Origin of the sequence: Corynebacterium sp. MSK008, from assembly GCF_030232585.1 — a bacterium.
Classification (GTDB): domain Bacteria; phylum Actinomycetota; class Actinomycetes; order Mycobacteriales; family Mycobacteriaceae; genus Corynebacterium.
The window spans coordinates 68268-93509 of record NZ_JASPJX010000007.1; the positions used below are offsets into that span (position 1 = coordinate 68268).

Consider the following 25242-nt stretch of genomic DNA (forward strand, 5'->3'; position numbering starts at 1 on the left):
ATAAAAACCGGCGCTGCTGAAAGGACAATCACGCGTGCAGACCCATGAGATCCGAGAGCGGTTCACCAACCACTTCGTCGAGGCCGGCCACACCCCGGTGCCGAGCGCCCCGCTGATTCTGGACGACCCGACGCTGCTGTTCGTCAACGCCGGCATGGTGCCGTTCAAGCCGTACTTCCTGGGCGACCAGACTCCGGATTTCGAAAACGGCACCGCCACCTCGATTCAGAAGTGCGTGCGCACCCTGGACATCGAGGAAGTGGGCATCACCACCCGCCACAACACGTTCTTCCAGATGGCCGGCAACTTCTCCTTCGGCCAGTACTTCAAGGAAGGCGCAATCACGCACGCCTGGACCCTGCTCACCGGCGCTGTCGAGGACGGCGGGCTGGGCCTGGACCCGGATCGTTTGTGGGTGACGGTGTACCTGGACGACGACGAGGCTGCCTCGATCTGGCGCGACAAGATCGGCATCCCGGAAGAGCGCATCCAGCGCATGGGCATGGAGGACAACTTCTGGTCCATGGGCATCCCCGGCCCCTGCGGACCGTGCTCTGAGATCTACTACGACCGCGGCCCGGAGTACGGCGTCGAGGGCGGCCCGATCGCCGACGACAACCGCTACATGGAGATCTGGAACCTCGTGTTCATGGAGTCCATCCGCGGCGAGGGCGACAAGAAGGGCAACTTTGAAATCATCGGCGAGCTGCCGCAGAAAAACATCGATACCGGCATGGGCATCGAGCGCGTCGCCTGCCTGCTCCAGGGCGTGGACAACGTCTACGAGACCGACCTTCTGCGCCCCGTCATCGACGCCGCCGTCGAGCTGACGGGCGCGAAGTACGACGCCGGCAACAAGGACGACGACGTGCGTTTCCGCGTCGTCGCCGACCACGCGCGCACCGGCATGATGATCATCCTCGACGGCGTGACCCCGTCCAATGAGGGCCGCGGCTACATCCTGCGCCGCCTGCTGCGCCGCATCATCCGCTCCGCGCGCCTGCTGGGTTCCACCGGCCCGGTGATGGAGACCCTGATGAACACCATCATGGACACCATGACCCCGTCGTTCCCGGAGATCGCGGACAACCGCGAACGCATCCTGCGCGTCGCCGTTGCCGAGGAGAAGGCGTTTTCTAAGACGCTGGAGGCAGGCACCTCGCGTTTCGACGAGGCCGCCTCGGCCGTGTCTGCGTCCGGCGCCAAGGTCCTGCCGGGCGCGCAGGCCTTCGAGCTGCACGACACCTACGGGTTCCCCATCGACCTGACCGTGGAGATGGCGCGCGAGGCCGGCCTGGACGTGGACATGGACGCCTTCAACGCCGCGATGCAGGAGCAGCGCGAGCGCGCAAAGGCCGACAACAAGGCGAAGAAGCACCGCAACGTGGACGAGTCGCTCTACCGCGAGTGGGTGGACGCCAACCCGACCGAGTTCGTGGGCTACGACCAGCTCACCCACGACGCGAAGGTGATCGGCCTGGTGCGCGACGGCGAGAAGGTCGGCGAGGTTGCCCAGGGCGACGAGGTCGAGGTGATCCTGGATGTCACCCCGATGTACGCGGAGTCCGGCGGCCAGATGGCCGACCGCGGGCGCCTACTCATGGGCGATACCATCCTCAACGTCAACGATGTGCAGCGTGTAGGCAAGAAGCTGTGGTTGCACAAGGCCACGGTGCAAAACGGCGGGCTCGACCTGGGCTCCACCGTCACAGCCGAGGTGGACGGCGCCTGGCGTCACGGCGCGCGTCAGGCGCACTCCGCCACCCACCTGATCCACGCCGCGATCCGCCAGGTGCTCGGCCCCACCGCAGTCCAGGCTGGTTCCTTGAACAAGCCGGGTTACCTGCGATTCGACTTCAACTACACCGACCAGCTCACGGACGCGCAGCTTGAGGAGATCGCCACGATCACCAACCAGGCGGTGGACGCGGACTTCGCGGTCAACACCATCGAAACCTCGCTCGAGCACGCGAAGGAGATGGGGGCGATGGCGCTGTTCGGCGAGAGCTACGGCGACACCGTGCGCGTGGTGGAGATCGGCGGGCCGTTCTCCGTCGAGCTGTGCGGCGGCACCCACGTCGAGCACGCCTCTCAGATCGGCCCGGTGGCTGTCCTCGGCGAGTCCTCCGTCGGCTCTGGCGCGCGCCGCATCGAGGCCTACTCTGGCATGGATTCCTTCAAGTTCCTGTCCAAGGAGGCCGCACTCGCTTCCGGGCTGGCTGCGGAGCTGAAGGCACCGACCGAGGAGCTGCCGGACCGCATCGCCCAGCTCACCGAGCGTCTGCGCGCGGCCGAGAAGGAGATTGAGAACCTGCACCGTCAGCAGCTTCTGGCGTCCACCGCAAACCTGGCGGATGAGGCGCAGTCGGTTGGCGTGCACCGTGTCGTCGCAAAGCAGCTGCCCGAAGGCATCAACACCGGCGACCTGCGCACGATTGCCAACGACCTGCGCGGCAAGCTGCAGGCGGAAGACGCCGTGATCGTGCTGTTGTCCCAGGTGGACGGCAAGGTGTCCCTGGCCGCTGCTGCGACGCCGCAGGCCGTGGAGTCTGGCGTGAAGGCCGGCGACCTGGTCAAGCTGATCGGCCAGTACGTCGACGGCAAAGGCGGCGGCAAGCCGGACCTGGCGCAGGGCACCGGTGCTAACCCCGCCGGAATTGCGGACGCGCTGCGCGCGGTGCGTGAGTCCCTCGCGGGATAGCCAGTGATGTAATGCGTGACACGCCGAGTCAGCGCCCCGCAGGTTCCACAGGAAACGGTTAGGTTTAACCAAGGCCAGTTGACCGCCCCGCCGTCGACCGGCCTGTTGCTCACGTAGCCGTCGAAGGTGGAAAGGACACACGGATGAAGGTGCAGCCAGACACCCCGGGGCTCGACGACCCGGGGCAGGGCCGCCGCATCGGCATCGATGTGGGCACCGTGCGCATCGGCGTGGCCTCCTCCGACAAGGACGCGACGCTGGCCACCCCAGTGGAAACGGTCCGCCGGGTCACCGGCTTCAAGGACCGCGACGGCGAGGACATCGAGCGTCTGCTGGAGCTTATCGACGAGCTGGATGCCGTGGAAGTTGTCGTCGGCCTGCCGTCGAACCTCAACGGCGACGGCTCCAAGAGCGTCAAGCACGCCAAAGAGATCGCCTTCCGCATCAAGCGGCGCAGTAACGTGCCGGTGAAAATGGCGGACGAGCGGCTGACTACGGTCGCCGCCACACAGGCGCTGCGCGCTTCGGGTGTGCGTGAAAAGGACGCACGCGCCGTGATCGACCAGGCAGCGGCGGTGGAGATTCTGCAATCATGGCTGGACGGCCGTAAGAACTACCTCAAGGAGAACTAACCGTGACCCCACGACAAGCCGCCATGCGGCGCACACGGAGCACCGCAGTACTGGTTGCTTCGCTCCTGCTGATCATCGGCTTGATCGCCTGGATCGCCATCGCCCGCGGCAACAACGTGTCCGATTTCGAGGGCACTGGCAACGGCGAAGAGCAGGTAGTGCAGATCAAGGAGGGCGCAAGCCTTTCTGCGCTCGGGCCGGAGCTGGAAGAGCGCGGCATCGTCGCCTCCGACAACGCGTTCCAGACCGCCGCGGCGAACAACCCGAACGCCGACAACATCCAGCCCGGCTTCTACCGCCTGCAGGGCGAGATGAGCGCCGATTCCGCCGTGGAGGCGCTGCTTGACCCGCAGCAGCGCATCACACCGCTGCAGGTCTACGGCGGTGCGACGTTGATGGACATCAACATCCTCGGCGGGCAAAAGCGCCTGGGCATTCTCACCATGATCCAGCAGTCCGCTTGCGGTGAGCAGCCGGCGCCTGACTGCGTGAACTTGGAAGACCTGAACAAGGTTGCGGCAGAAGCGGATCCGGAATCGCTCGGTGTGCCGGAGTGGGCACGCGAGACGGTCGCCGGCCGCGCTGGCGATGCGAAGCGCCTTGAGGGCCTGATCGCCCCGGGCGAGTACATCATCGACCCGCACGCGGGCGCCGAGGAGATCCTCACGGACCTAATCACCCGTTCCGCCAAGCAGTACGAGTCCACCGACATCGTCGGCCGCGCCAAGGCTGTCGGCTTGACCCCGTACGAGTTGCTCACCGCGGCGTCGCTGGTTGAGCGCGAGGCCCCGGCAGGCGAGTTCGATAAGGTTGCGCGAGTCATCCTCAACCGTCTGGACGAGCCAATGCGCCTGGAGTTCGATTCCACGGTCAACTACGGGCTGCCGTCCGTCGAGGTCGCTACCACTGACGAAGACCGCGGCCGCGTGACCCCGTGGAACACTTACGCCATGGACGGACTGCCGCAGACCCCGATCGCCTCGCCGTCGATCGAGGCCATCGAGGCGATGGAGAACCCGGCCGAAGGCAACTGGCTGTTCTTCGTCACCGTGGACAAGGACGGCACGACGATCTTCAACGACACGTTCGAGCAGCACCTCAACGACACGCAGCGTGCGGTGGACTCCGGCGTGCTGGATTCGCAGCGCTAAACGATGGAGATCACACACCGCGCGGCCGTCCTCGGCTCGCCGATCGAGCATTCGCTCTCGCCGGTTCTCCACAGCGCCGGGTACGAGGCGGCGGGCCTCGACGGCTGGGACTACACCCGGATCCTCTGCGAGGCCAGCGATCTGCCTCGGATCGTGGGGGAGGCGGATGCATCGTTCCATGGCTTCTCCGTGACCATGCCGTGCAAGTTTGCGGCGCTGGAGTTCGCGGATAACGTGACTGAGCGTGCGCAGCAGATCGGTTCCGCGAACACACTCACGCGTATCGACGGCGGATGGCGCGCCGACAACACCGATTGCGAAGGCGCCTTGGTGGCCCTGCAGGAGCTGTTGGGGACGGCTCGAGCCAAACGCGCGATCCTGGTCGGCGCCGGCGGTACAGCCCGTGCCGTGATGTGGGCGTTGCGCGAGATCGGCTGCGAGCAGGTGACCGTGGTCAACCGCTCGGACCGCGCGGCGGAATACGCGGAGCTGGCGCAGGGCATGGACGTGTCCTTCTGCAGCTTCGATGCGGACCTTGAGGCGATCGCCTTGGAAACGGACGTCGTCGCCTCCACCGTCCCCGCGGATGTGTTGGCGCAGCACTCCAAGGCGCTCGGGCATGCGCCGGTGTTCGACGTGATCTACAACCCGTGGCCGACGCCGCTGGCCGTGAGTGCCGCTTCGAACGGCTACCCGGTGGTGGGCGGGCTGTCCATGCTGGCGGGGCAGTCCTACGCCCAGTTCGAGCAGTTCACTCGCGTTGATGCTCCGCGCGGGGCGATGCGCGAGGCGCTGTTGCACCACTGGGAGACGTCCCACTAATCTCGCTGGTATGGGGATCGGGGGATTCGCCGCCTACGCGGCAGGGACAGTGTTGCTTGCATGGACGGTGCTGTTGTGCGCCTCAGATATCCGCGTGCGGAGGCTGCCTGATGCGCTGACCGTGCCACCCGCAGTGGCGGCTACCGTCTGGTGTCTGTTGCACCCGCCCTTGGCGTGGGGGCTGCTGTGGCCGGCGTGGTATCTGATGGTGGGGCGGGGCATTGGTGGGGGAGACATCAAGCTTGCGGCACCGCTTGGCGTGGCCTGCGCGGCGGTCGGCGGAGCCCTCGGGGTGGTTGCTGGAGCCGGGCTATCCGGCCTGCTCACTGTAGGTATTGCTGTAGTCACTGGGAGGCGCTCGGTGCCGCATGGACCGTCCATGTTGTGCGCTGTGTGGGTGCTGTTTCCTTTTTTGTGTATGTATTCGGGGGTTTAAGGGCAGTTTCTGACTGTGCTTGTGCAAGAATGTCGCCATGCTTCGTTGGACAACGGCCGGTGAATCGCACGGCCAAGCCCTCATTGCGTTGGTGGAAAATGCGCCGGCAGGTTTGCCCGTGCGGAAAGAAGACATCGCCCATCAGCTGGCACGTCGCCGTCTCGGCTACGGGCGCGGTGCCCGCATGAAGTTTGAGACGGATGAGCTTACCCTGCTCACTGGGGTAGTGCATGGCACCTCCATCGGCAGCCCCATTGCCATCCAAATCGGCAATACCGAGTGGCCGAAGTGGACCACGATCATGTCTGCGGAGCCGGTGGACATGCAGGATCCGGAGGTGGCGAAGGCGATGTCTTCCGGGCGGGGCGCGTCGCTGACCCGCCCACGCCCCGGGCATGCCGATTTCGCGGGCATGATCAAGTACGGCTTCGATTCCGCGCGTCCGGTGCTCGAGCGCTCGTCTGCGCGAGAGACGGCCGCGCGTGTGGCGGCGGCGACTGTGGCGCGCAGCTTCCTGCGCGAAACGTTGGGCGTCGAGGTGTTCTCGCACGTGATCTCTATCGGCGAGTCCGCCCCGTACGCAGGCCCGCATCCGAGTTTTGCGGACATTGAGGCTATCGACGCCTCCCCGGTGCGCGCCTATGACAAGAACGCGGAAGCGGACATGGTCGCCCGCATCGAGGCGGCGAAGAAAGACGGCGACACCCTCGGCGGCATCGTCGAGGTCATTGTGGACGGGTTGCCTGTCGGCCTGGGCTCGCACGTCTCCGGCGAACGGCGTCTGGACGCACGCCTGGCTGGTGCGCTGATGGGCATCCAGTCCGTGAAGGGCATCGAAGTCGGAGACGGCTTCGAAGAGGCCCGCCGCCGCGGTTCCCAAGCGCACGACGAGATGGTGCGGGGGCAGAGCGGCGTCGAGCGCTCCACTAACCGGGCCGGCGGCCTCGAAGGCGGCATGACTAACGGCGAGCAGTTGCGCGTGCGCGCGGCGATGAAGCCGATCTCGACGGTGCCGCGCGCGTTGAAGACCGTGGACATGTCTACCGGCGAGGCCGCGACCGGCATCCACCAGCGCTCGGATGTGTGCGCGGTACCGGCCGGCGGTGTGGTCGCGGAGGCGATGGTCGCGCTGGTTCTGGCTCAGGCTGTGTCCGAGAAGTTCGGCGGCGATACTGTGGACGAAGTGCGACGCAACGTGGAGGCTTACCGCGCGTATGCGGCGGACCGACTCGCGTTTGCTCAAGAGGAGGACATGGCATGACCACCCCGGCCGAGGGGACCCAAGCAAATATTGTGAACGACTTGGTGGACGATCTTGCCCCGGACAGCGCGGCTGGTGAAAGCGTGGGAGTCGCGACACCGTTCGACGAGAACGACACGCCAAGTGCGACCGAGCTTGTCTCCGCCTCTCCGGCGATGGTGTATTCCTCGCCGCGTGTCGTGTTGGTTGGCATGCCGGGAGCCGGAAAATCCACCATTGGCCGCCGCATCGCCAGCGCACTGAATCTGCCGATCGTGGACTCCGACGTGCTGATCGAGCAAGGGGAGGGCAAGACCTGCGGCGAGGTGTACGCGGAGCTTGGCGAGGAGGCGTTCCGCGAGCTCGAGGTGGGCTATGTTGCCCGCGCGCTCGCCACCGGCGGGGTGGTCAGCCTCGGCGGGGGCGCGGTTGTCACCGAAGAGGTACGTACGCTGCTGCAACGCCACTCTGTTGTGTGGATCGACGTCACCGCAGAAGAAGGCATCCGGCGCACGGCCGAGGACGCATCGCGCCCTGTGCTCGACGGCGATGACCGTGAGCAGCGCTACCGCGACCTGATGGAGCAGCGGAAGCCGCTCTACAGCGAGGTCTCTAGCTTCCGCGTGCGCACGGATGAACGCCCGCCGCAGCGTGTGGTGGCGGAAATTCTCGGATTCATCGACGTGGATTAATCCACTTTCAGAAAGGCGAGACGCATGGCCGTAGTTGAGGTCACGGGCCAAAACCCGTACTCCATCCATATCGAGCGCGACAATCTCGACCAGGTAGCCCAACGCGTCGCGCACATCGGTGCCCGCCGGGCCCTTGTCGTGCACCAGGCACCGCTGGGCGATGCCACGAATCAACTCGCCAGCGCTATAGAGGCTGCCGGCGTGGAGCCGGTGACGGTGTGCGTGCCGGATGCGGAAGCCGGAAAAGAACTGGCGGTCCTGTCCAGCCTCTGGGATACCCTCGGTGCGCATGGTTTTTCCCGGCAGGACGTGGTTGTCGGTCTCGGCGGCGGCGCGGTGACGGATCTTGCCGGCTTCGCCGCGGCGACGTGGATGCGCGGCATTAAGGTCGTGCAGGTGCCCACCACGCTGCTGGCCATGGTGGACGCGGCCGTCGGCGGCAAGACCGGCATCAACACCTCGGCCGGCAAGAATCTCGTCGGCGCGTTCCACGAGCCGGACAGCGTGTTCATCGACCTCGCCCGCATCGACACGCTCCCAGATCCTGAGATTGTCTCCGGCTCCGCGGAGTTGATCAAAACCGGATTCATCGCGGACCCCCGCATTCTCGAGCTCTACCAGGACGGCGCCAAACATCACTGGCCGGAGCTTGTGCAGCGCTCCGTCGCTGTGAAGGCGAGCGTGGTCGGGCAGGATCTGAAGGAATCCGGCTTGCGCGAGATTCTCAACTACGGCCACACTCTCGGCCACGCCATCGAGCGCCGTGAGAACTACTCCTGGCGCCACGGCAATGCGGTCGCGGTCGGCATGATGTTCGTCGCGCATCTGGCGTTGGGCAGGAAGCTTATCGACGCACCGTTGGTCGCCCTCCACGAAGAAATCCTCACCACAGCTGGGCTTCCCACCCGCTACGAGGCAGGCGCGTTTGACGAGCTGAACGACGCGATGCTGCTGGACAAGAAGAACCGTGATGGCCGCATTCGCTTCGTGGTCCTCGACGGGTGGGGTTCTGCCAGCCGGCTCGAGGACGCGACGGTGGAGGAGATGCGTGCAGCTTACGAGGCGATTTCGGAGTAGCGATGAAGATTCTGGTGCTCAACGGGCCGAACTTGAACAGGCTGGGCAAGCGACAGCCGGAGATTTATGGGTCGGTGACGCTGTCGGACGTCGAAAAGCAAATGCGCGAGCGTGGCAGCGAGCTCGGCCTGGAGGTGGAGTGCCGCCAGTCCAACCATGAAGGCGAGTTGATCGACTGGGTGCACGAGGCGGCGGACAACGGGTGGGCCGTGATCATCAATCCCGGCGGATTTACCCACACCTCGGTCGCGTTGCGTGACGCGCTGGTAGAACTGAGTGATCACCACGGTTTTATCGAGGTGCACATTTCCAACGTGCACGCACGCGAGCCGTTTCGGGCGCACTCCTACCTGTCGCCGATCGCCGAAGGCGTCATTGCGGGGCTGGGGGTGGACGGCTACCGGCTCGCGCTCGACTACTACGCAAGGAGGCTCTGATGGCACTGGCAGACACCCGATTTGAGGACCGCCGGCGCAAACTGTCCACGAAGCTGGCGGAGCGCCGCATCGACGACATGCTGGTCACGCACCTGACGCACGTGCGCTACCTGTCCGGCTTCTCCGGATCGAACGGCGCGATGCTGGTGTCGAAGGACCGCACCGCCGCCATTGCCACGGACGGGCGCTACACCACGCAAATCGGCGAGGAAGTGCCGGATATCGCAGCCACGATCGAGCGCAACGTCGGCGTGGCGATGCTGTCCAAGGCGGCTGAAGGCCACCGCGTGGGGTTCGAGGCGGACTACGTTTCCGTCGCCCAGCTGGAGAAGCTGCGCGAGGCGTGCCCTGAGGGCGTCACCCTCGTGCCGGTCAGCGGGGTGATCGAGGAGATTCGCCTGACCAAGGACAACCTGGAACTCACGCGATTGACGGAGGCCGCGGAGCTGACGGTGCAAGCGCTCGACGGGCTGCTGGAAGCCGGCGAGCTGCGCGCCGGCCGCAGCGAGCGCGAGGTCGCGGCGGACCTGGAGTACCGCATGCGCGTCCTAGGCGCGGAGCGCGTCAGCTTTGACACCATCGTCGCCTCCGGGCCGAACTCCGCCAAGCCGCACCACGGCGCCGGCGACCGCGTGATCGCGGAGGGAGATCTAGTCACCATCGATTTCGGCATGCACCGTCTCGGCTTCAATTCGGACATGACGCGCACGTTCGCGATCGGAGAGATCGGTGAACTTGAGCGCGAGATCTACGAGGTCACCCTCGCCGCCCAACTCGCGGGCGTGAAGGCCGCGGTGCCGGGGGCGAAGCTTGTGGACGTGGACAAGGCCTGCCGGGACGTGATCTCCGATGCCGGCTACGGCGAGTACTTCGTGCACTCCACCGGCCACGGCGTGGGGCTGGACGTGCACGAGGCACCCAGCGCCGCCAAAACTGGCACCGGGGTACTGGAAGAGGGCATGACGCTGACTATCGAACCGGGCATCTACATCCCGGGTAAGGCCGGCGTGCGCATCGAGGACACGCTCATCATCACCTCGGCGGCACCGAGGGTGATCACGGAATACACCAAGGATCTGACAGTGCTGTAACATTGCTGTGTTTGTACACGCCCCGATACTCCCAGGAGGAAGGTACTCAAAATGGCAACTACCGCCGATTTCAAGAACGGCTTGGTGCTGAAGAACGACGGCAAGCTGCAGCAGATTGTCGAATTCCAGCACGTGAAGCCGGGTAAGGGTCCGGCGTTCGTGCGCACCAAGCTCAAGGATGTCGTTTCGGGCAAGACCGTGGAGAAGACCTGGAACGCGGGCGTGAAGGTGGAGACCGCGACCGTGGACCGCCGCGACATGACCTACCTGTACAACGACGGCACCAACTACGTTGTCATGGACGACAAGACCTTCGAGCAGTTCGAACTGCCAGCAGAGAAGTTCGGCGAGGCCGCCCGCTTCCTGCTGGAGAACATGCGCGTGCAGGTTTCCTTCCACGAGGGCGACGCACTGTTCGCGGAGCTGCCGATCTCTGTGGACCTGAAGATTGAGCAGACCGAGCCGGGCCTGCAGGGCGACCGCTCCACCGGCGGCACCAAGCCGGCAACCCTGGAGACCGGTGCTGAGATCCAGGTGCCGCTGTTCCTGGAGACCGGCAACGTGGTCAAGGTGGACACCCGCACCGGCGAGTACCTGTCTCGCGTGAACAACTAATGCCCGATTACAAACGACACGGCGCGCGTTACCGTGCGCGCCGCCGGGCAGTAGACATTCTTTTCGAGGCGGAGACTCGCGACATCGATCCGGTCGCCATCGTTGAGGACCGGGCGCAGCTGTCCCAGAACCCGCTCAACGCCGTCGCACCGGTGGCGGACTACACCCGCACCATCGTCGCGGGCGCAGCGGAAAAGTTGGACGACCTTGACGACGCGATTGAGCGCCACCTCTCCGAAGACTGGGAGCTGTTCCGCCTGCCTGCCGTTGACCGGCAGATCCTCCGCGTCGCCACGTGGGAGATCTTGTTCAACGACGAGGTCGACGCGCCCGTCTCCATCGCCGAGGGCGTGGAAATGGCTGCCGAGTATTCCGGCGCGCAGGCCGCGCCGTACATCAACGTCGTGCTCGACGGTGTCGCGCAGCGCGCAGCGTCCAACTCGCCGTTTGCCGGCGAGGGGGCGGAAGACGCGTACCCGGTAGAGGACGAAAGTGCCCCCGCCGATGAGCACTCGGAGGACCCCGTGCTGGAGCAGGCGGAGGACACCGACGCAGCTACGGCCCGCGAGATCGCCGAGTCCACCGAGGACTTGGAGGCTGGGGAGCCCGCGGCGGAGGAACCCCGCGGCTAGGATCCGGGAAAAGGTCGAGCGAAGGAGGTCGAGTACGTGCCCGTTGGGCGGTATTCTCGACCTCCTTCGCTCGACTTTCAGGGCGAACACCACCGAAAGGAAACGACATGTCGAAACTTACCGTCGAAGAGGCCAAGCAGTTTTTCGTTGGCCCCGATTTCCAGCTCGCGGACGTGGATCCGGCCGCTACACCGGGGGTGTCGGACGTGGACGACGCCTTCAACGACTACGACGACGACCTGGATGAGCTGCAGGAGATGCTCTTCGCCAACGGCCGTGCCGGCAACGACAACGCCGGTTCGATTCTGCTGGTGCTGCAAGGCATGGACACCGCCGGCAAAGGCGGCATTGTCCGCCACGTCATCGGCGCAACCATGGACTTGCAGGGCGTGCACGTCCAGGGCTTCGGGCGCCCGACGGAGGAGGAAGCCGCGCACGATTTCTTGTGGCGCTTCACCCCGCACCTGCCCAAGCCGGGGCAGATCGCGGTGTTCGACCGCTCGCACTACGAGGACGTGCTGGTGCAGCGCGTGAAGCAGATGGCCCCGCCGGAGGAGATCGAGCGCCGCTACGGTGCGATCGTGGACTTTGAAAACGAGCTCGCGGCAAACGGCACGAAGATCATCAAGGTGATGCCGCACATTTCGCGCGAGTTCCAGGCGGAGAACCTGAAAAAGCGCATCGAGCGCGCCGACAAGCACTGGAAGTACAACCCGAGCGACATCGACGACCGCAAGCTGTGGAGCCAGTTCATGGCCGCCTACCAGATCGCCATGACGCGCACGTCCACCGAGGTCGCGCCGTGGTACTGCATCCCCTCCGACAACAAAAAGTACTGCCGGACGGTGGTCAAGGCATTGCTTTTCGACGCACTCAAGTCGCTCAACCTCGAGTGGCCTGCCGCCGATTTCGACCCCGAGGTTGAGCTGGAGCGTTTGGCGAACTCTTAGTCGGTGGACTCAGTTTCATCGTCGGCCGGGGCGACGCCCGCGGCTTGGGCCTGCTTCTGGATCTCGCTGACCAGCGCGCGCATCGCGTCCTGGGTGGCCAGCACGCCGTCGACGGCGGCCTTCAGTGAATTGGAGAGCTGGTCGTCTGCAAGACCCGCGCCAACCTGGACCTCAGCCTCGGTGCGCACGACGAGGTTCTCGGTGCGGTTGACCACGAGTGCTCGCGCATCCAGGTAGGAACTATTGACCTGGTTCGCCGCCAGGTACAAGGTGGCGTCCGGAGTGTCGGCCGGGGAGTCGGTGACGGAGTCCGCGCGGACAATGAGTACGGAATCCAGCAGCACGAACAGAAGGTTGTAACCGTCGACGTTGGCGTGGCCCGCGCGGCCCGAGGGGTCGTCGGAGACCTCCACGTCGTGGCCGGCCATAGCCTTGATCACGCGGTCGATGGTCACGAGCGTTGCGTTGCTCATTACTGCGGTTCCTCCCAGGTGACAACGGTGGGGAAAGTGTTCTTCAAAAAGTCGAACGCCTGCAAAGTGGCGTCGATGGAGCTGACGATGAACGCGCCGAGCTGGTTGAACGACGCACCCTCGGCAATGCGCATCGCGCGGATGGCGCTGATGGCCAGCTGGTCCTCGCCCCGCTCAAAGAAGCGCAGGGTGGGCGCGAAGTGCGATTGGTTGTGCTCGTTGCACGCGTAGAGCACCTTCGGCGCCATTTCGCGGGGGAACTCGCCGCGCCACAGCGCTTCGAACACGAGGTGGTCGCCGTCGATGGCGACCACGATGGCGGCGTTGATGAAGCCGGAGCGCACTGCCTGGTCTTCGATGCGGTACTCGAGGTTTTCCTCCTCGAAGATCGCAGCGACGGACTCGGGCGTGACCGGCTCGGTTACGTTGCGTTCGGGGTGCTCGCTCGGCTGGACGGGCTCTTCGGTTTGATCTGTAGTCACGCCTGCGAGACTAGCAGCTGCTCGCGGCCCAACTCGTGGCGCAGGGCCGCGTCGAGTGTGGGGTAGCGCAGCCGCCAGCCGTGCTCGGCGGCCGCGGTGGGCAGAACGCGTTGGTCCGCCAGCGCGAGCTCGTGCGCGCCTTCTTCGCCCAGCAGCAGCTTCGGCCCGAAGGTCGGGATGGAAAACAGGTCCGGCCGGCACAGCAGGCGAGCGAGGGTGGCAGACATTTCGGCGTTGGTCACCGGCTCTGGCGCGGTGGCGTTGACGGGCCCGGAGACCGTGTCGTCCAGTAGGGCGCGGACGTAGAAATCGGTGAGGTCGTCCAGCGCCACCCAGCTCATCCAGAAATCCCCGCGCCCGAACTGTGCCGACAGCCCCGCGTTGACGCTGGCCTTGAGCACCGGCAACAGCCCGCCTTCGCTGGACAGCGCCAGCCCGGTGCGGATGTGCACGCTGCGCAACCCCTCGACGAGAGCCGCATCTTCCCATTCCTCGCAGACCTCGGCCAAGAAGCCTTCGCCGGGCCCGTCGGCTTCGGTGCGCGGCACGCTGCCTGCATCTGTGCCGTAATAGCCCACCGCCGAGGCGCCGACGAAGACCTCCACTCCGGAATCGGCGGCTAGGCGGGCGAGTTTGCGGGTGGGCTCCACGCGCGAATCGCGGATTTTGCGCTTCTTTTCCTCGGTGAACCGGCCCATGATGGTCTCGCCCGCGAGGTGGATCACCCCGTCCACGCCGCGCAGCAGGTCCGGTGCGGGATTGTTCATGTCCCAGTGCCGCTCGCCGGGGCCTGCTGTGCCTCGCACCAGCGGGATCACGGTGTGGCCGGCGGTGGTCAGCTGCGCGCGCAGGTGGGTGCCAACAAGGCCGCTCGAGCCGGTCATGGCCACCGTCTTCGGAGCGGCATCGGGGAGGGAGGCGATGAACCGCAGGTCCTCCACCAGCTGGCGCTGGCGGTAAGCCCAGGCGGGGCGGAGCACGGCTTCTGGGATGCGGGCGCTGACGTCGTCGATAAGCAATGTGCCCTCGCCCGCGTCCTCGAAGCGGTGCACGTGGCGCCAACCGGTGGCCGCGCGCACCGGCTGGTTCGCGGCGACGTCGGTGAACTGGTGGCCCGCGACGTAGCCGTCGGCGAGGTGGCGCGCGACCCACTGCTGGCCCGCGGGGAGGCGGAACACTGTGGTGCCGCTGCGTATGGACGCCGCTTCGCTTGCCACCTGCATCGGCAGGAATCCGGGGGTAAGGCGGGTTACTGCGCCTGGGCGGGTGTGCCAGCGCCACACGGTGCCGCGGTCGAAGGGGAGGGTGTATTCAGCGTGGATGCCCATGGAATCCTTCCCGGTTTATACATGCAGGTGCTAAGGTGAAACGCGGTCCCAAGACTACACACGGCCCCGGCACGCGGGGCCGGTTCGAAATCCTTTAAATTCCGCACTGTGAGGCGGGGAAGGAGGTTCGATGAGTGAGAACGAACGGTCGACCGTTGAGTTGCTGAACGCTCAAGATGTCGGCCGCACTGTTGCACGCATCGCGCACCAGATCATTGAAAAAACGGCGTTGGACGACGCATCTAGCCCGCAGGTTGTGCTGCTGGGAATTCCGTCCGGGGGAGTGCCGCTGGCGCAGCGCATCGCTGAGGCCGTTGAAGAATTTTCCGGGGTGGCGATCCCCGTGGGCAGCCTGGACGTGACGCTGTACCGCGACGACTTGCGCAACCGCCCCCACCGCGCCCTGCGGCCCACCAACATTCCGGTGGACATTGACGGGGCAGTGGTCATCCTGGTCGATGACGTTTTGTACTCCGGCCGCACCATCCGCGCGGCGCTGGATTCCTTGCGCGACATCGGCCGCCCCGCAGCCATCCAACTGGCGGTGCTGGTGGACCGCGGCCACCGAGAACTGCCCATCCGCGCGGACTACGTGGGCAAGAACATCCCCACCTCGAAGGACGAGGACGTCACCGTGTCGCTGACGCCGCTCGATGCCGAGGACCGGGTCACGCTGGCTAGGGAGGCGTAAATGAAGCACCTGATCGACATCGCGGACCTTACCCGCGAAGAGATTGTTGGCCTGATGGACGAGGCGGACCGTTTCCGAGAGGCGCTGGACGGCCGCGAGATAAAGAAGCTGCCCACCCTGCGCGGGCGCACGGTGATGACGCTGTTCTACGAAAACTCCACCCGCACCCGGTCATCATTTGAGACCGCGGGCAAATGGATGAGCGCGGACGTGATCAACCTGTCCGCGTCCTCGTCGTCGGTGAAGAAGGGCGAGTCGCTCAAAGACACCGCCGCGACTCTCGAGGCGATCGGCGCAGACGCGATCATCATGCGCCACCCTGCCTCGGGCGCATCGCAGCTGTTGCGCAAGTGGCTGCCGGAGACCAGCATCATCAACGCCGGCGACGGCCAGCACCAGCACCCCACCCAGGCGCTTTTGGACGCGGTGACCATGCGCCAGCACATCGGCGACGTGGCAGGCAAGACCGTGCTCATCGTCGGCGACATCCTGCACTCCCGCGTGGCCCGGTCCAACGTGGACCTGCTGCACACCCTCGGCGCCGAGGTCGTGCTTGTGGCCCCGCCGACGCTTCTGCCCACCGGCGTGCAGTACTGGCCGGCGCGCGTGTCGCACGACTTTGACGCGGAGGTCGAGCAGGCGGACGTGGTGATGATGCTGCGCGTGCAGGCTGAGCGCATGCACGGCGGCTTTTTCCCGTCGCACCGCGAGTACGCCACCCTGTACGGGCTGAGCAAGGACCGCGCGAACCGCATGAAGGACTCAGCGCTGATCATGCACCCGGGCCCGATGCTGCGCGGCATGGAAATCAACTTCGATGTCGCGGACCGCGACAACGCCGTGGTGCTGGGCCAGGTCTCCAACGGTGTCTACACCCGCATGGCCGTGCTGTTTACCCTGCTGGCCAGCTCTAACGAGCGGGGCAGCGCCGAGGAAGGAGCCATTAAGTGACCACGCTCGCTTTGAACAACGTCCGCCCGTACGGCGAGGACGTGACCAACATTCTCATCGACGTCTCCGACGGCGTGATCGACGCGGTCGGGGAGAACCCCTTCGACGATGCCGACGAGGTCGTGGACTGCGGCGGCAACGTCTTGCTGCCCGGCCTGGTGGACATGCACGTGCACTTGCGCGAGCCGGGCCGCGAAGACACGGAGACCATCGCCACCGGCTCCGACGCCGCGGCCAAGGGCGGGTTTACCGCCGTGTTCACCATGGCCAACACCTCCCCGGTCATCGACCAGCCGTTCCTCGCTGAGGCGGTGTGGACGAAGGGCCAGGAGTACGGCAAGTGCGACGTCTACCCGGTCGGCTCCATCTCCCAGGGGCTGAAGGGCGAGCAGCTCACCGAGATCGGGCTGATGTCCCGCAGCGGCGTGCGCATGTTCTCCGACGACGGCAAGTGCGTCAACGACCCGCAGCTGATGCGCCGGGCCATCGAGTACGCCAAGGCGCACGACGTAGTGCTCGCGCAGCACGCCGAGGACCACCGCATGACCGAAGGCTCCGTCGCGCACGAGGGCGAACAGGCAGCGCGACTGGGCCTGCGCGGCTGGCCGCGTGTGGCGGAGGAGTCCATTGTGGCGCGCGACGCGATCATGACCCGCGACTACGGCGGCCGCTACCACCTGTGCCACGCATCCACCGAGGGCACCGTCGAGCTTCTGCGCTTTGCCAAGAACCAGGGCATCGACGTCACCGCCGAGGTCACCCCGCACCATCTCATGCTCACCGACGAGAAGCTCGCCACCTACGACGGCCTATTCCGCGTGAACCCGCCGCTGCGCGAGGCCCGCGACGCCGAGGCACTAAAGCAGGCGCTTCTCGACGGCACCGTCGACGTGGTCGCCACCGACCACGCCCCGCACGGCTCCGAAGACAAGTGCGTGGAGTTCGAGCACGCCAAGCCCGGCATGCTTGGCCTTGAGACCTCCCTTGCCGTGGTCCACCGCATCTTCGTGGAGCCGGGCGATGCGGATTGGCGCTTCGTGGCCAAGGTCATGAGCGAGCGCCCGGCCGAGATCCTGCGCCTAGAAGACCAGGGCCGCCCGATCGCTGTTGGCGAGCCGGCCAACCTGGTGCTGGTGGACCCGCAATCGCCGTGGACCGTCTACGGCGATCAGATGGCGTCCAAGGCGTCCAACACCCCGTACGAAGGCATCGAATTTTCCGCCCGCGTGGTTGGCACCTGGCTGCGCGGCACCCAAACCTACGACGCGAAGAAGGCGTAAACCATGTCTGAAAACTCCACTACACAACCCCAGCGCACACGCGCAACGCTCGTGCTTGACGACGGCTCCGCCTTCCCCGGCTTCATCTTCGGCGCCACACCGGCAACCGATGGCGCGAGTGAGATCGCAGGCGAGGTCGCCTTCACCACCGACATGTTCGGCTACGAATGCGAGCTGTGCGAGGCCGAACGCGCCGGCCAGATCCTCGTCTTTGCCACCCCTCAGGTCGGCAATGTCGGCTGGACCGGCGAGGGGGCATCCGGCAGCACCAAGATCAACGCCGAGGCCGTGATCGTGCGTGACCTCGCGCGTATCGCCTCCAACCACAACGCCCAGCGCACCCTCGCCGAAGAGCTCGAGGCGCAGGGTGTCACCGGGCTGTGGGGTGTGGACACCCGCAAGCTCGTCCGCCACCTGGCACACGCTGCCCGCGAGGGGAAGACGGTGCGGGGCCAGGTCACCGTCGAAAGCCAAGAAGCCTAAGAGAAAGACCAGGAGATACAGACATGAAGCGCAACGACTTACACCACGTCCTGGTCATCGGATCCGGCCCGATCGTGATCGGCCAGGCCTGCGAGTTCGATTACTCCGGCACCCAGGCGTGCCGCGTGCTCAAAAACGAGGGCCTGCGGGTGACGCTGGTGAACTCGAACCCGGCGACGATCATGACCGACCCGGAGTTCGCGGACCACACCTACGTGGAACCGATTGAGCCCGAATACATCGACCGCATCCTCGCCCGCGAGGCCGAGCAGGGCCACCCGGTGGACGCGATTTTGCCCACCCTCGGCGGCCAGACCGCCCTGAACGCGGCGATCAAGCTGGGCCGCCTCGGCATTTTGGACAAGCACGGCGTGGAGCTTATCGGCGCCGACATCGAGGCCATCGAGCGCGGCGAGGACCGCCAGAAGTTCAAGGACATCGTGGACAAGATCGGCGGCGAATCCGCCCGCTCGCGCGTGTGCTACACCATGGAAGAGGTGGAGGAGACCGTCGCGGAGATGGGCTTCCCGTGCGTGGTGCGCCCCTCGTTCACCATGGGCGGCTTGGGCTCCGGCCTTGCCTACGACATGGATGACCTGCACCGCATCGCCGGCGACGGCCTGGTGGCCTCACCCGAGGCGAACGTGCTGATCGAGGAATCCATCCTGGGCTGGAAGGAAATCGAGCTGGAGCTTATCCGCGACTCCGCGGATAACTGCATCGCCGTCGCCACTATTGAGAACGTGGACGCGATGGGCGTGCACACCGGCGATTCCGTCACGGTGGCACCGGTGCTGACCATGACCGAGCCCGAGGTCACTACCATGATCGAGCAGGGCAAGGCCATCATTCGCGAGGTCGGCGTGAAAACCGGCGGCTGCAACATCCAGTTCGCCATCAACCCCAAAGACGGCCGTCTGATCACCATCGAGATGAACCCGCGCGTGTCGCGTTCCTCGGCGCTGGCATCCAAGGCCACCGGCTACCCGATTGCGAAGGTGGCCACGCTGCTGGCCATCGGCTACACGCTCGACGAGATCCCCAACGACATGACCGGCGGCGAGACCACCGCACTGGCGGAGCCGTCTTTGGACTACGTCATTGTGAAGATGCCGCGCTTTGCCTTTGAGAAGTTCCCCGGCTCCGACGAGACCCTGGGCACGTCCATGAAGGCTGTGGGCGAGGCAATGGGCATCGGCCGCAACTACATCCAGGGCCTGAACAAGGTCATGCGCTCGATGGAGGATAAGCCGAACGGCTTTTGGACCAAGCCGGACGAGTACTTCGCCGGCGAGCGCGCCACGGACGTCGCCGCTGTGCTCGAAGACCTGAAGGTGCCCACCGACAAGCGCCTCTACGACGTGGAGCTCGCCCTGCGCCTCGGCGCCAGCGTCGACGAGGTCTACGAGGCCTCGGGCATCGACCCGTGGTTCCTGGAGGAGCTCGTCGCACTCATCGACTTCAGGCAGCAGCTTGTCGACGCCCCGGTGCTCGACGCCGATCTGCTGCGCGAGGCGAAGGCGTTCGGCCTGTCCGACGCCCAGATCGCCGCGCTGCGCCCGGAGCTGGCGGGGGAGTCCGGTGTGCGCCAGCTGCGCTGGTCGCTGGGGATCACCCCGACGTTCAAGACGGTGGACACCTGCTCCGGCCAGTTCGACGCGAAGGTGCCGTACCTGTACTCCGCCTACGAGCTGGACCCGAACGCGGAGTCTGAGGTGGTTGCATCTTCGGGCGGCAGCGAGAAGGAAAAGGTCATCATCCTCGGCTCCGGCCCGAACCGCATCGGCCAGGGCATCGAGTTCGACTACTCCTGTGTCCACGCAGCACTCGAGCTGTCGCGCGTGGGCTACGAGACGGTGATGGTCAACTGCAACCCGGAGACCGTCTCCACTGACTACGACACCGCGGACCGCCTGTACTTCGAGCCGCTGACGTTCGAGGACGTCATGGAGATCTACCGCGCCGAAGCCGCCACCGGCACCGTCGCAGGCGTGATCGTGCAGCTGGGCGGCCAGACTCCGCTGGGGCTTGCGCAGCAGCTTGAAGACGCCGGCGTGCCCGTGGTGGGCACCTCGCCCAAGGCCATCGACTTGGCGGAGGACCGCGGCGAATTTGGCAAGGTGCTCGACGCCGCGAACCTGCCGGCGCCGGCATTCGGCACCGCCACCACCTTCGAGGGCGCGCGCGAGGTGGCGGACCGCATCGGCTACCCGGTGCTGGTGCGCCCCTCCTACGTGCTGGGCGGGCGCGGCATGGAGATCGTCTACGACGAGGACAACCTGCGCGACTACATCGATCGCGCCACCGAGCTGTCCCCGGACCACCCGGTGCTGGTGGACCGCTTCCTGGACAACGCCATCGAGATCGACGTCGACGTGCTCTGCGACGGCACGGACGTCTACCTCGGCGGCGTGATGGAGCACATCGAGGAAGCAGGCATCCACTCCGGCGACTCCGCCTGCGCGCTGCCGCCGATGACGCTGGGCCCGGACGACATCGCCAACGTCCGCCGTTCCGCTGCGGCGCTGGCGCACGGCATCGGCGTGCAAGGCCTGATGAACGTGCAGTTCGCGCTCAAGGACGACATCCTCTACGTCATCGAGGCCAACCCGCGCGCATCGCGCACCGTGCCGTTCGTGTCCAAGGCCACCGGCGTGCACCTGGCCAAGGCGGCCGCGCGCATCATGATGGGTTCCTCCATTGCCCAGCTTCGTTCCGAAGGCCTGATCCCGTCCGACTACGACGGCGGCTCGCTGCCGCTGGAGCACCCGATCGCGGTGAAGGAGGCGGTGCTGCCGTTTACCCGCTTCCGCCGCCCGGACGGCGCGCTGCTGGACACCATCCTCGGCCCGGAGATGAAGTCCACCGGCGAGGTCATGGGCCTGGCGCCGTCGTTCGGCGTGGCCTACGCGAAGGCGGAGGCCGCGGCGTTCGGCGAACTGCCCACCGAGGGCACCGTGTTTGTATCGCTGGCCAACCGCGACAAGCGCACCCTGATCTTCCCAATCCAGCGCTTGTCCACCATGGGCTTCAAGGTGCTGGCGACGGAAGGCACCGCCCAGATGCTGCGCCGCAACGGCATCGAGTGCGAGGTCGTGCTCAAGGGCTCCCAGGTCCGTGAGGGCGCCGAGGGCAAGTCCATCGTCGACCGTATCCTCGACGGTGAGATCGACCTGGTGCTCAACACCCCGGCGGGCTCCGCGGGCGCGCGCCACGACGGCTACGACATCCGCGCGGCGGCCGTCATCGCCGACGTGGCGATCATGACCACCGTGCAGGGCGTCACCGCGGCCGTGCAGGGTATCGAGGCGACCCGCGCCAAGGAGTTCTCCGTGACCAGCCTGCAGGAGCTCGAGCACGGCAAGACGGAGGCGAAGTAATGGCCGCGCAAACCTTCAGCCAGCGCCTCGTTGAGGCCGGGCGGGAGTACGGCCGTCTGTGCGTGGGCATCGACCCGCACGCCGCGCTGCTTGAGCAGTGGGGATTGGAAGACACCGTCGAGGGCTTGCGCGCGTTTGCCGAAACCTGCGTGGAGGCCTTCGCGGGCCACGCCGCGGTAGTCAAGCCGCAGGTGGCGTTTTTCGAGCGCTTCGGCTCTGCCGGTTTCGCGGTGCTCGAGGACACGCTCGCGCAGCTGCGTGCAAGCGGCACCCTGGTCATCGCGGATGCGAAGCGCGGCGACATCGGGTCCACGATGGCGGGCTACGCTGCGGCCTGGCTGGCGCCGGGTGCTCCGCTGGAGGCGGACGCGCTGACTGTGACCCCGTACCTCGGCGTCGGCTCGCTTGACCCGGCGATTGAGCTAGCAGCCCAGCACGGCAAAGGCGTGTTTGTCATGGCCGCCAACTCCAACCCGGAGGCGGTGGCGCTGCAGACCGGCACGATCGACGGCAAGATGCTCTCGCAGCGGATGGTGGACGAGTGCGCGGAATACAACCGTGCCGACGATCCTGAATACATCGGGCACGTGGGCGTGGTCGTCGGCGCGACTGTGCAGACTCCGCCAGTGCTGGACCGGCTCAACGCGCCAGTGTTGATGCCCGGGGTCGGCGCTCAGGGCGCGACGATGGCCGATGCCGAGGCTATTGCGGGTGAAGTTGGGCACCTCGTTTTCCCAAGTGTTTCCCGCTCGGTGTTGTCCGCTGGCCCGGATGTCGCTGAGCTGCGAAAACGAGTATCTGACCTGGGGAAACAGGCAAAAGGCTAGGGTCTATTTACCGCCTAGCAAAAACCCTGGTAGTTTAATTCCGTCGCACGGTGACGTGGAGAAATGCGGTGAAAAACGCACTCCGCGGCACCGTTGCAGAAAAAAGCAGTGTTAGACTGTGCCGAACGTGGCGAATTGCACCGATGACATTCGGCGGAGTGAGCCCCGGATCCGGCACATGTCGGACTGGATAAATGTTCGTAACTATCACATGGAGGAACCCGTGGCACTTCCACAGTTGACCGATGAGCAGCGCAAGGCAGCACTTGAGAAGGCAGCAGAGGCCCGCAAGGCTCGCGCTGAGCTGAAGGCATCCCTCAAGCGCGGCGAGACCACGCTGAAGGACGTCCTGGACAAGGCCGACACCGACGAGATCATCGGCAAGACCAAGGTCTCCGCACTCCTCGAGGCTATGCCGAAGGTGGGCAAGGTCAAGGCACGCGAGATCATGGAGGAGCTGGAGATCGCTCAGACCCGTCGTCTGCGCGGCCTCGGCGAGCGTCAGCGTCGCGCGCTGCTCGAGCGCTTCGGCTACGAAGAGAACTAAACGTGTCCGAGGTGGCTCCCCGCGGGCAGCTGGTCGTTCTGGCCGGCCCGTCTGCGGTGGGAAAGTCGACGGTGGTGAGCGGCCTTCGCGGCGCCGTACCGGATTTGTACTTCTCCGTCTCCATGACCACCCGCGCACCGCGCCCGGGTGAGGTAGACGGCAAGGACTACTTCTTCGTCACCCCCGAGCACTTCCAGGGCCGAATCGACCGCGGAGAGATGCTGGAGTGGGCCGACATCCACGGAGGCCTGCAGCGGTCCGGCACCCCCGCCGGTCCGGTGCAGGAGGCAATGGGAGCCGGCCGCCCCGTCCTCATCGAGGTTGACCTGGCGGGCGCGCGCAACATCAAGCGCCTGCTGCCGGAAGCACAGACCGTGTTTTTGGCACCGCCGTCGTGGGACGTGCTCGTGCAGCGCCTCACCGGGCGCGGCACCGAGACTCCCGAGGTGATTGAGCGCAGGCTCACCACCGCCCGTGAGGAGCTCGACGCTCAGGGCGAGTTCGACACCGTGGTGGTCAACGACGACGTGGATGCGGCGGTGGCGACCATCGCCGGCATTCTTCAAGGCACATCTTCCAACAACAGTTAGCGAGTGGGTTACACGTGAGCAACACAACTAAGGATCTGTCCGAGACCTCTGCTGCTGAGGAAACCACCCAGCAGGAGACCGTCTACGACACTCCGGAGGGCATTACGGCGCCCCCGATCGACGAGCTTTTGACGAAGGTGTCGTCGAAGTACGCGCTCGTCATCTTCGCAGCGAAGCGTGCCCGCCAGATCAACAGCTTCTACCAGAACTCCGAGGACGGCGTCTTCGAGTTTGTTGGTCCGCTGGTCTCCCCGGAGCCGGGCGAGAAGCCGTTGTCCATCGCTCTGCGCGAGATCGAGGCAGGCCTGCTCGAGCACGAGGAAGGCCAGTAAGGCCCCTTTCGCCTAAGCAACCACCGCCGCCCAGCAACGCTGCTGGGCGGCGGCGGTTTTTTATGCTGGTTTTGTATGCTTGGGCCTCATGAGTGAAGCCCAAGACCCGTCCCAGCCGCTGCGTGTTGTCGTTGGAGTCTCCGGCGGGATCGCCGCGTACAAGGCGTGCCACCTGGTCCGCAACTTCAAGGAGTCGGGCGACGAGGTGCGCGTCATCCCGACCGAGAACGCGCTGAACTTTGTCGGTGCCGCCACCTTTGAGGCGCTCAGTGGCAACCCGGTGGACACCGGCGTGTTCACCCGCGTGGACGAGGTGCAGCACGTGCGGGTGGGGCAGGAGGCGGACTTAATCGTCGTGGCGCCTGCCACCGCGGACCTGATGGCACGGGTGGCCGCGGGACGGGCCGACGACCTGCTCACATCCACTATTCTCGTCGCCACGTGCCCGGTGGTGCTGGCACCCGCAATGCACACGGAGATGTGGCTCAACCCGGCCACGCAGGCGAACGTCGCTACACTGCGCGAGCGGGGGATTACGGTGCTCGAGCCCGCGCATGGACGGCTCACCGGCAAGGACACCGGTCCCGGGCGTTTGCCGGAGCCGGACGTGATCGCCCAGCTCGCCCGCACCGTGCTGCGCACGAACGCATTCGCCCCGACGCTCGCGGGCAAGCGCGTGCTGATTAGCGCCGGAGGCACCCAGGAAAACATTGACCCGGTGCGCTACATCGGCAACAGGTCTTCCGGCAAACAGGGCTACGCGCTCGGCGACATCGCCGCGCAGCGTGGAGCGAAGGTGACCATCGTGGCGGGGGCGACCGACGAGCTTCAGCCGCCGTCGGGCGCGGAGGTGATCAAGGTCGGCTCCACCCGCGAGATGCAGCAGGCGATGGCGGATCGCGCGCCGGACGCTGACGTGGTGATTATGGCGGCCGCGGTGGCAGATTTCCGTCCAGAAGCAGAAGCGGACACGAAGCTGAAGAAGGGCCAGGCGGACGACGCGTTGTCCACGATCCGCCTCACGGAGAACCCGGACATCCTCAAGGGCCTGGTGCAGATGCGCGAGGCGGGTCAGACCGCGGCGACCATCATCGGCTTCGCCGCGGAGACGGACAACGAGCTGGAAAACGGCCGCGCGAAGCTCAAGCGCAAGGGCGCGGACATGCTCATGCTCAACTCCGTGGCGGGCGGCGGCGTCTTTGGACAGGCGCGCAACCGGGGCTGGCTGCTCAGCGCCGACGGTCGCGAGGAGGAGATCCCGGACGGCACCAAACACGAGGTTGCGGCGCGGATCTGGGACGCCATTGAGCGCCTCTCGCAGTGACATTGCACATTTAGACAGCTTGGTCTATCGTGGGTATGGCTTAACGACGCGCCGTTCCCGTTTCAGCCCGTAGACAGC

Annotated in this window: 24 protein-coding genes and 1 pseudogene; 22 read left to right on the forward strand and 3 right to left on the reverse strand. The window is 65.9% G+C overall.

What is annotated here, in order from left to right; translation table 11 throughout:
* Positions 1-34: 34 nt before the first annotated feature.
* From alaS to QP996_RS07285, 12 genes and pseudogenes are all read left to right on the forward strand, one after another.
* On the forward strand, positions 35-2701 hold the full coding sequence (alaS, locus tag QP996_RS07230; protein WP_284871952.1) for an alanine--tRNA ligase: 2667 nt from the start codon (positions 35-37) through the stop codon (positions 2699-2701).
* A 143-nt stretch (positions 2702-2844) separates the two neighbouring features.
* Positions 2845-3333: a Holliday junction resolvase RuvX gene (ruvX, locus tag QP996_RS07235; protein ID WP_284871953.1), complete on the forward strand. Its 489-nt coding sequence runs from the start codon at positions 2845-2847 to the stop codon at positions 3331-3333.
* A gap of 23 nt (positions 3334-3356) precedes the next feature.
* Positions 3357-4484, forward strand: coding sequence for an endolytic transglycosylase MltG (locus QP996_RS07240; protein ID WP_284872039.1), 1128 nt, complete (start codon positions 3357-3359; stop codon positions 4482-4484).
* Positions 4485-4487: 3 nt separating this feature from the next.
* On the forward strand, positions 4488-5306 hold the full coding sequence (locus QP996_RS07245; protein ID WP_284871954.1) for a shikimate dehydrogenase: 819 nt from the start codon (positions 4488-4490) through the stop codon (positions 5304-5306).
* Positions 5307-5779: 473 nt separating this feature from the next.
* A complete protein-coding gene (aroC, locus tag QP996_RS07250; protein ID WP_284871955.1) occupies positions 5780-7003 on the forward strand; it encodes a chorismate synthase in 1224 nt (407 codons plus the stop codon).
* A gap of 155 nt (positions 7004-7158) precedes the next feature.
* Positions 7159-7674, forward strand: coding sequence for a shikimate kinase (locus tag QP996_RS07255; RefSeq protein ID WP_284872040.1), 516 nt, complete (start codon positions 7159-7161; stop codon positions 7672-7674).
* A gap of 24 nt (positions 7675-7698) precedes the next feature.
* Positions 7699-8751, forward strand: coding sequence for a 3-dehydroquinate synthase (aroB, locus tag QP996_RS07260; protein ID WP_284871956.1), 1053 nt, complete (start codon positions 7699-7701; stop codon positions 8749-8751).
* 2 nt (positions 8752-8753) lie between these two features.
* Positions 8754-9188: a type II 3-dehydroquinate dehydratase gene (gene aroQ, locus QP996_RS07265; RefSeq protein ID WP_284871957.1), complete on the forward strand. Its 435-nt coding sequence runs from the start codon at positions 8754-8756 to the stop codon at positions 9186-9188.
* Positions 9188-10279 carry an aminopeptidase P family protein gene (locus QP996_RS07270; protein WP_284871958.1) on the forward strand — a complete coding sequence of 364 codons (1092 nt, stop codon included), beginning with the start codon at positions 9188-9190 and terminating at the stop codon, positions 10277-10279. Before aroQ ends, QP996_RS07270 begins: the two co-directional genes overlap by 1 nt.
* Before the next feature lie 51 nt (positions 10280-10330).
* Entirely contained in the window at positions 10331-10894 is a 564-nt protein-coding gene (efp, locus tag QP996_RS07275; RefSeq protein WP_284871959.1) for an elongation factor P, read from the forward strand.
* A pseudogene (nusB, locus tag QP996_RS07280) lies at positions 10894-11400 on the forward strand (transcription antitermination factor NusB); the annotation flags it as partial. The gene efp and the pseudogene nusB, both read left to right, overlap by 1 nt.
* Positions 11401-11633: 233 nt before the next feature.
* On the forward strand, positions 11634-12476 hold the full coding sequence (locus tag QP996_RS07285; protein WP_284871961.1) for a PPK2 family polyphosphate kinase: 843 nt from the start codon (positions 11634-11636) through the stop codon (positions 12474-12476).
* On the opposite strand, the gene QP996_RS07290 is transcribed toward QP996_RS07285, so the two are convergent.
* The 3 genes from QP996_RS07290 to QP996_RS07300 are packed head-to-tail and all read right to left on the reverse strand — an operon-like array spanning position 12473 to position 14759.
* Entirely contained in the window at positions 12473-12949 is a 477-nt protein-coding gene (locus QP996_RS07290; protein ID WP_284871962.1) for a YbjN domain-containing protein, read from the reverse strand. The genes QP996_RS07285 and QP996_RS07290 overlap by 4 nt on opposite strands.
* Positions 12949-13431, reverse strand: coding sequence for a YbjN domain-containing protein (locus tag QP996_RS07295; protein ID WP_284871963.1), 483 nt, complete (start codon positions 13429-13431; stop codon positions 12949-12951). Before QP996_RS07295 ends, QP996_RS07290 begins: the two co-directional genes overlap by 1 nt.
* Positions 13428-14759, reverse strand: coding sequence for a TIGR01777 family oxidoreductase (locus QP996_RS07300; RefSeq protein WP_284871964.1), 1332 nt, complete (start codon positions 14757-14759; stop codon positions 13428-13430). Before QP996_RS07300 ends, QP996_RS07295 begins: the two co-directional genes overlap by 4 nt.
* A 130-nt stretch (positions 14760-14889) precedes the next feature.
* Between QP996_RS07300 and pyrR the strand changes: the two genes are divergently transcribed.
* From pyrR to coaBC, 10 genes are all read left to right on the forward strand, one after another.
* Complete coding sequence (gene pyrR / locus QP996_RS07305) at positions 14890-15450, forward strand: bifunctional pyr operon transcriptional regulator/uracil phosphoribosyltransferase PyrR (RefSeq protein WP_284871965.1); 561 nt, start codon at positions 14890-14892, stop codon at positions 15448-15450.
* On the forward strand, positions 15451-16401 hold the full coding sequence (locus tag QP996_RS07310; RefSeq protein WP_284871966.1) for an aspartate carbamoyltransferase catalytic subunit: 951 nt from the start codon (positions 15451-15453) through the stop codon (positions 16399-16401).
* Positions 16398-17681: a dihydroorotase gene (locus tag QP996_RS07315; RefSeq protein ID WP_284871967.1), complete on the forward strand. Its 1284-nt coding sequence runs from the start codon at positions 16398-16400 to the stop codon at positions 17679-17681. Before QP996_RS07310 ends, QP996_RS07315 begins: the two co-directional genes overlap by 4 nt.
* Before the next feature lie 3 nt (positions 17682-17684).
* A complete protein-coding gene (locus QP996_RS07320; protein ID WP_284871968.1) occupies positions 17685-18164 on the forward strand; it encodes a carbamoyl-phosphate synthase domain-containing protein in 480 nt (159 codons plus the stop codon).
* A 23-nt stretch (positions 18165-18187) separates the two neighbouring features.
* Entirely contained in the window at positions 18188-21544 is a 3357-nt protein-coding gene (gene carB / locus QP996_RS07325; protein ID WP_284871969.1) for a carbamoyl-phosphate synthase large subunit, read from the forward strand.
* Positions 21544-22371 carry an orotidine-5'-phosphate decarboxylase gene (gene pyrF / locus QP996_RS07330; RefSeq protein WP_284871970.1) on the forward strand — a complete coding sequence of 276 codons (828 nt, stop codon included), beginning with the start codon at positions 21544-21546 and terminating at the stop codon, positions 22369-22371. Before carB ends, pyrF begins: the two co-directional genes overlap by 1 nt.
* Before the next feature lie 223 nt (positions 22372-22594).
* A complete protein-coding gene (gene mihF / locus QP996_RS07335) occupies positions 22595-22918 on the forward strand; it encodes an integration host factor, actinobacterial type (protein ID WP_284871971.1) in 324 nt (107 codons plus the stop codon).
* A gap of 2 nt (positions 22919-22920) precedes the next feature.
* The gene (gene gmk, locus QP996_RS07340) at positions 22921-23508 is read left to right on the forward strand and encodes a guanylate kinase (RefSeq protein ID WP_284871972.1); all 588 of its coding nucleotides are present in this window, start codon (positions 22921-22923) and stop codon (positions 23506-23508) included.
* Positions 23509-23522: 14 nt separating this feature from the next.
* Entirely contained in the window at positions 23523-23840 is a 318-nt protein-coding gene (rpoZ, locus tag QP996_RS07345; RefSeq protein WP_502870156.1) for a DNA-directed RNA polymerase subunit omega, read from the forward strand.
* A gap of 88 nt (positions 23841-23928) precedes the next feature.
* Positions 23929-25164, forward strand: a complete 1236-nt coding sequence (coaBC, locus tag QP996_RS07350; RefSeq protein WP_284871973.1) for a bifunctional phosphopantothenoylcysteine decarboxylase/phosphopantothenate--cysteine ligase CoaBC — start codon at positions 23929-23931, stop codon at positions 25162-25164.
* The last annotated feature ends 78 nt before the right edge of the window (positions 25165-25242 follow it).

Excerpts from the sequence above, each read along its gene's own strand:
- ruvX (WP_284871953.1), top strand. The coding sequence starts at position 2,845 with ATGAAGGTGCAGCCAGACACCCCGGGGCTCGACGACCCGGGGCAGGGC.
- QP996_RS07240 (WP_284872039.1), top strand. The coding sequence starts at position 3,357 with ATGCGGCGCACACGGAGCACCGCAGTACTGGTTGCTTCGCTCCTGCTG.
- QP996_RS07245 (WP_284871954.1), top strand. The coding sequence starts at position 4,488 with ATGGAGATCACACACCGCGCGGCCGTCCTCGGCTCGCCGATCGAGCAT.
- aroC (WP_284871955.1), top strand. The coding sequence starts at position 5,780 with ATGCTTCGTTGGACAACGGCCGGTGAATCGCACGGCCAAGCCCTCATT.
- QP996_RS07255 (WP_284872040.1), top strand. The coding sequence starts at position 7,159 with ATGGTGTATTCCTCGCCGCGTGTCGTGTTGGTTGGCATGCCGGGAGCC.
- aroB (WP_284871956.1), top strand. The coding sequence starts at position 7,699 with ATGGCCGTAGTTGAGGTCACGGGCCAAAACCCGTACTCCATCCATATC.
- aroQ (WP_284871957.1), top strand. The coding sequence starts at position 8,754 with ATGAAGATTCTGGTGCTCAACGGGCCGAACTTGAACAGGCTGGGCAAG.
- QP996_RS07270 (WP_284871958.1), top strand. The coding sequence starts at position 9,188 with ATGGCACTGGCAGACACCCGATTTGAGGACCGCCGGCGCAAACTGTCC.
- efp (WP_284871959.1), top strand. The coding sequence starts at position 10,331 with ATGGCAACTACCGCCGATTTCAAGAACGGCTTGGTGCTGAAGAACGAC.
- QP996_RS07285 (WP_284871961.1), top strand. The coding sequence starts at position 11,634 with ATGTCGAAACTTACCGTCGAAGAGGCCAAGCAGTTTTTCGTTGGCCCC.
- QP996_RS07290 (WP_284871962.1), bottom strand. The coding sequence starts at position 12,949 with ATGAGCAACGCAACGCTCGTGACCATCGACCGCGTGATCAAGGCTATG.
- QP996_RS07300 (WP_284871964.1), bottom strand. The coding sequence starts at position 14,759 with ATGGGCATCCACGCTGAATACACCCTCCCCTTCGACCGCGGCACCGTG.
- pyrR (WP_284871965.1), top strand. The coding sequence starts at position 14,890 with ATGAGTGAGAACGAACGGTCGACCGTTGAGTTGCTGAACGCTCAAGAT.
- QP996_RS07310 (WP_284871966.1), top strand. The coding sequence starts at position 15,451 with ATGAAGCACCTGATCGACATCGCGGACCTTACCCGCGAAGAGATTGTT.
- QP996_RS07320 (WP_284871968.1), top strand. The coding sequence starts at position 17,685 with ATGTCTGAAAACTCCACTACACAACCCCAGCGCACACGCGCAACGCTC.
- carB (WP_284871969.1), top strand. The coding sequence starts at position 18,188 with ATGAAGCGCAACGACTTACACCACGTCCTGGTCATCGGATCCGGCCCG.
- pyrF (WP_284871970.1), top strand. The coding sequence starts at position 21,544 with ATGGCCGCGCAAACCTTCAGCCAGCGCCTCGTTGAGGCCGGGCGGGAG.
- coaBC (WP_284871973.1), top strand. The coding sequence starts at position 23,929 with ATGAGTGAAGCCCAAGACCCGTCCCAGCCGCTGCGTGTTGTCGTTGGA.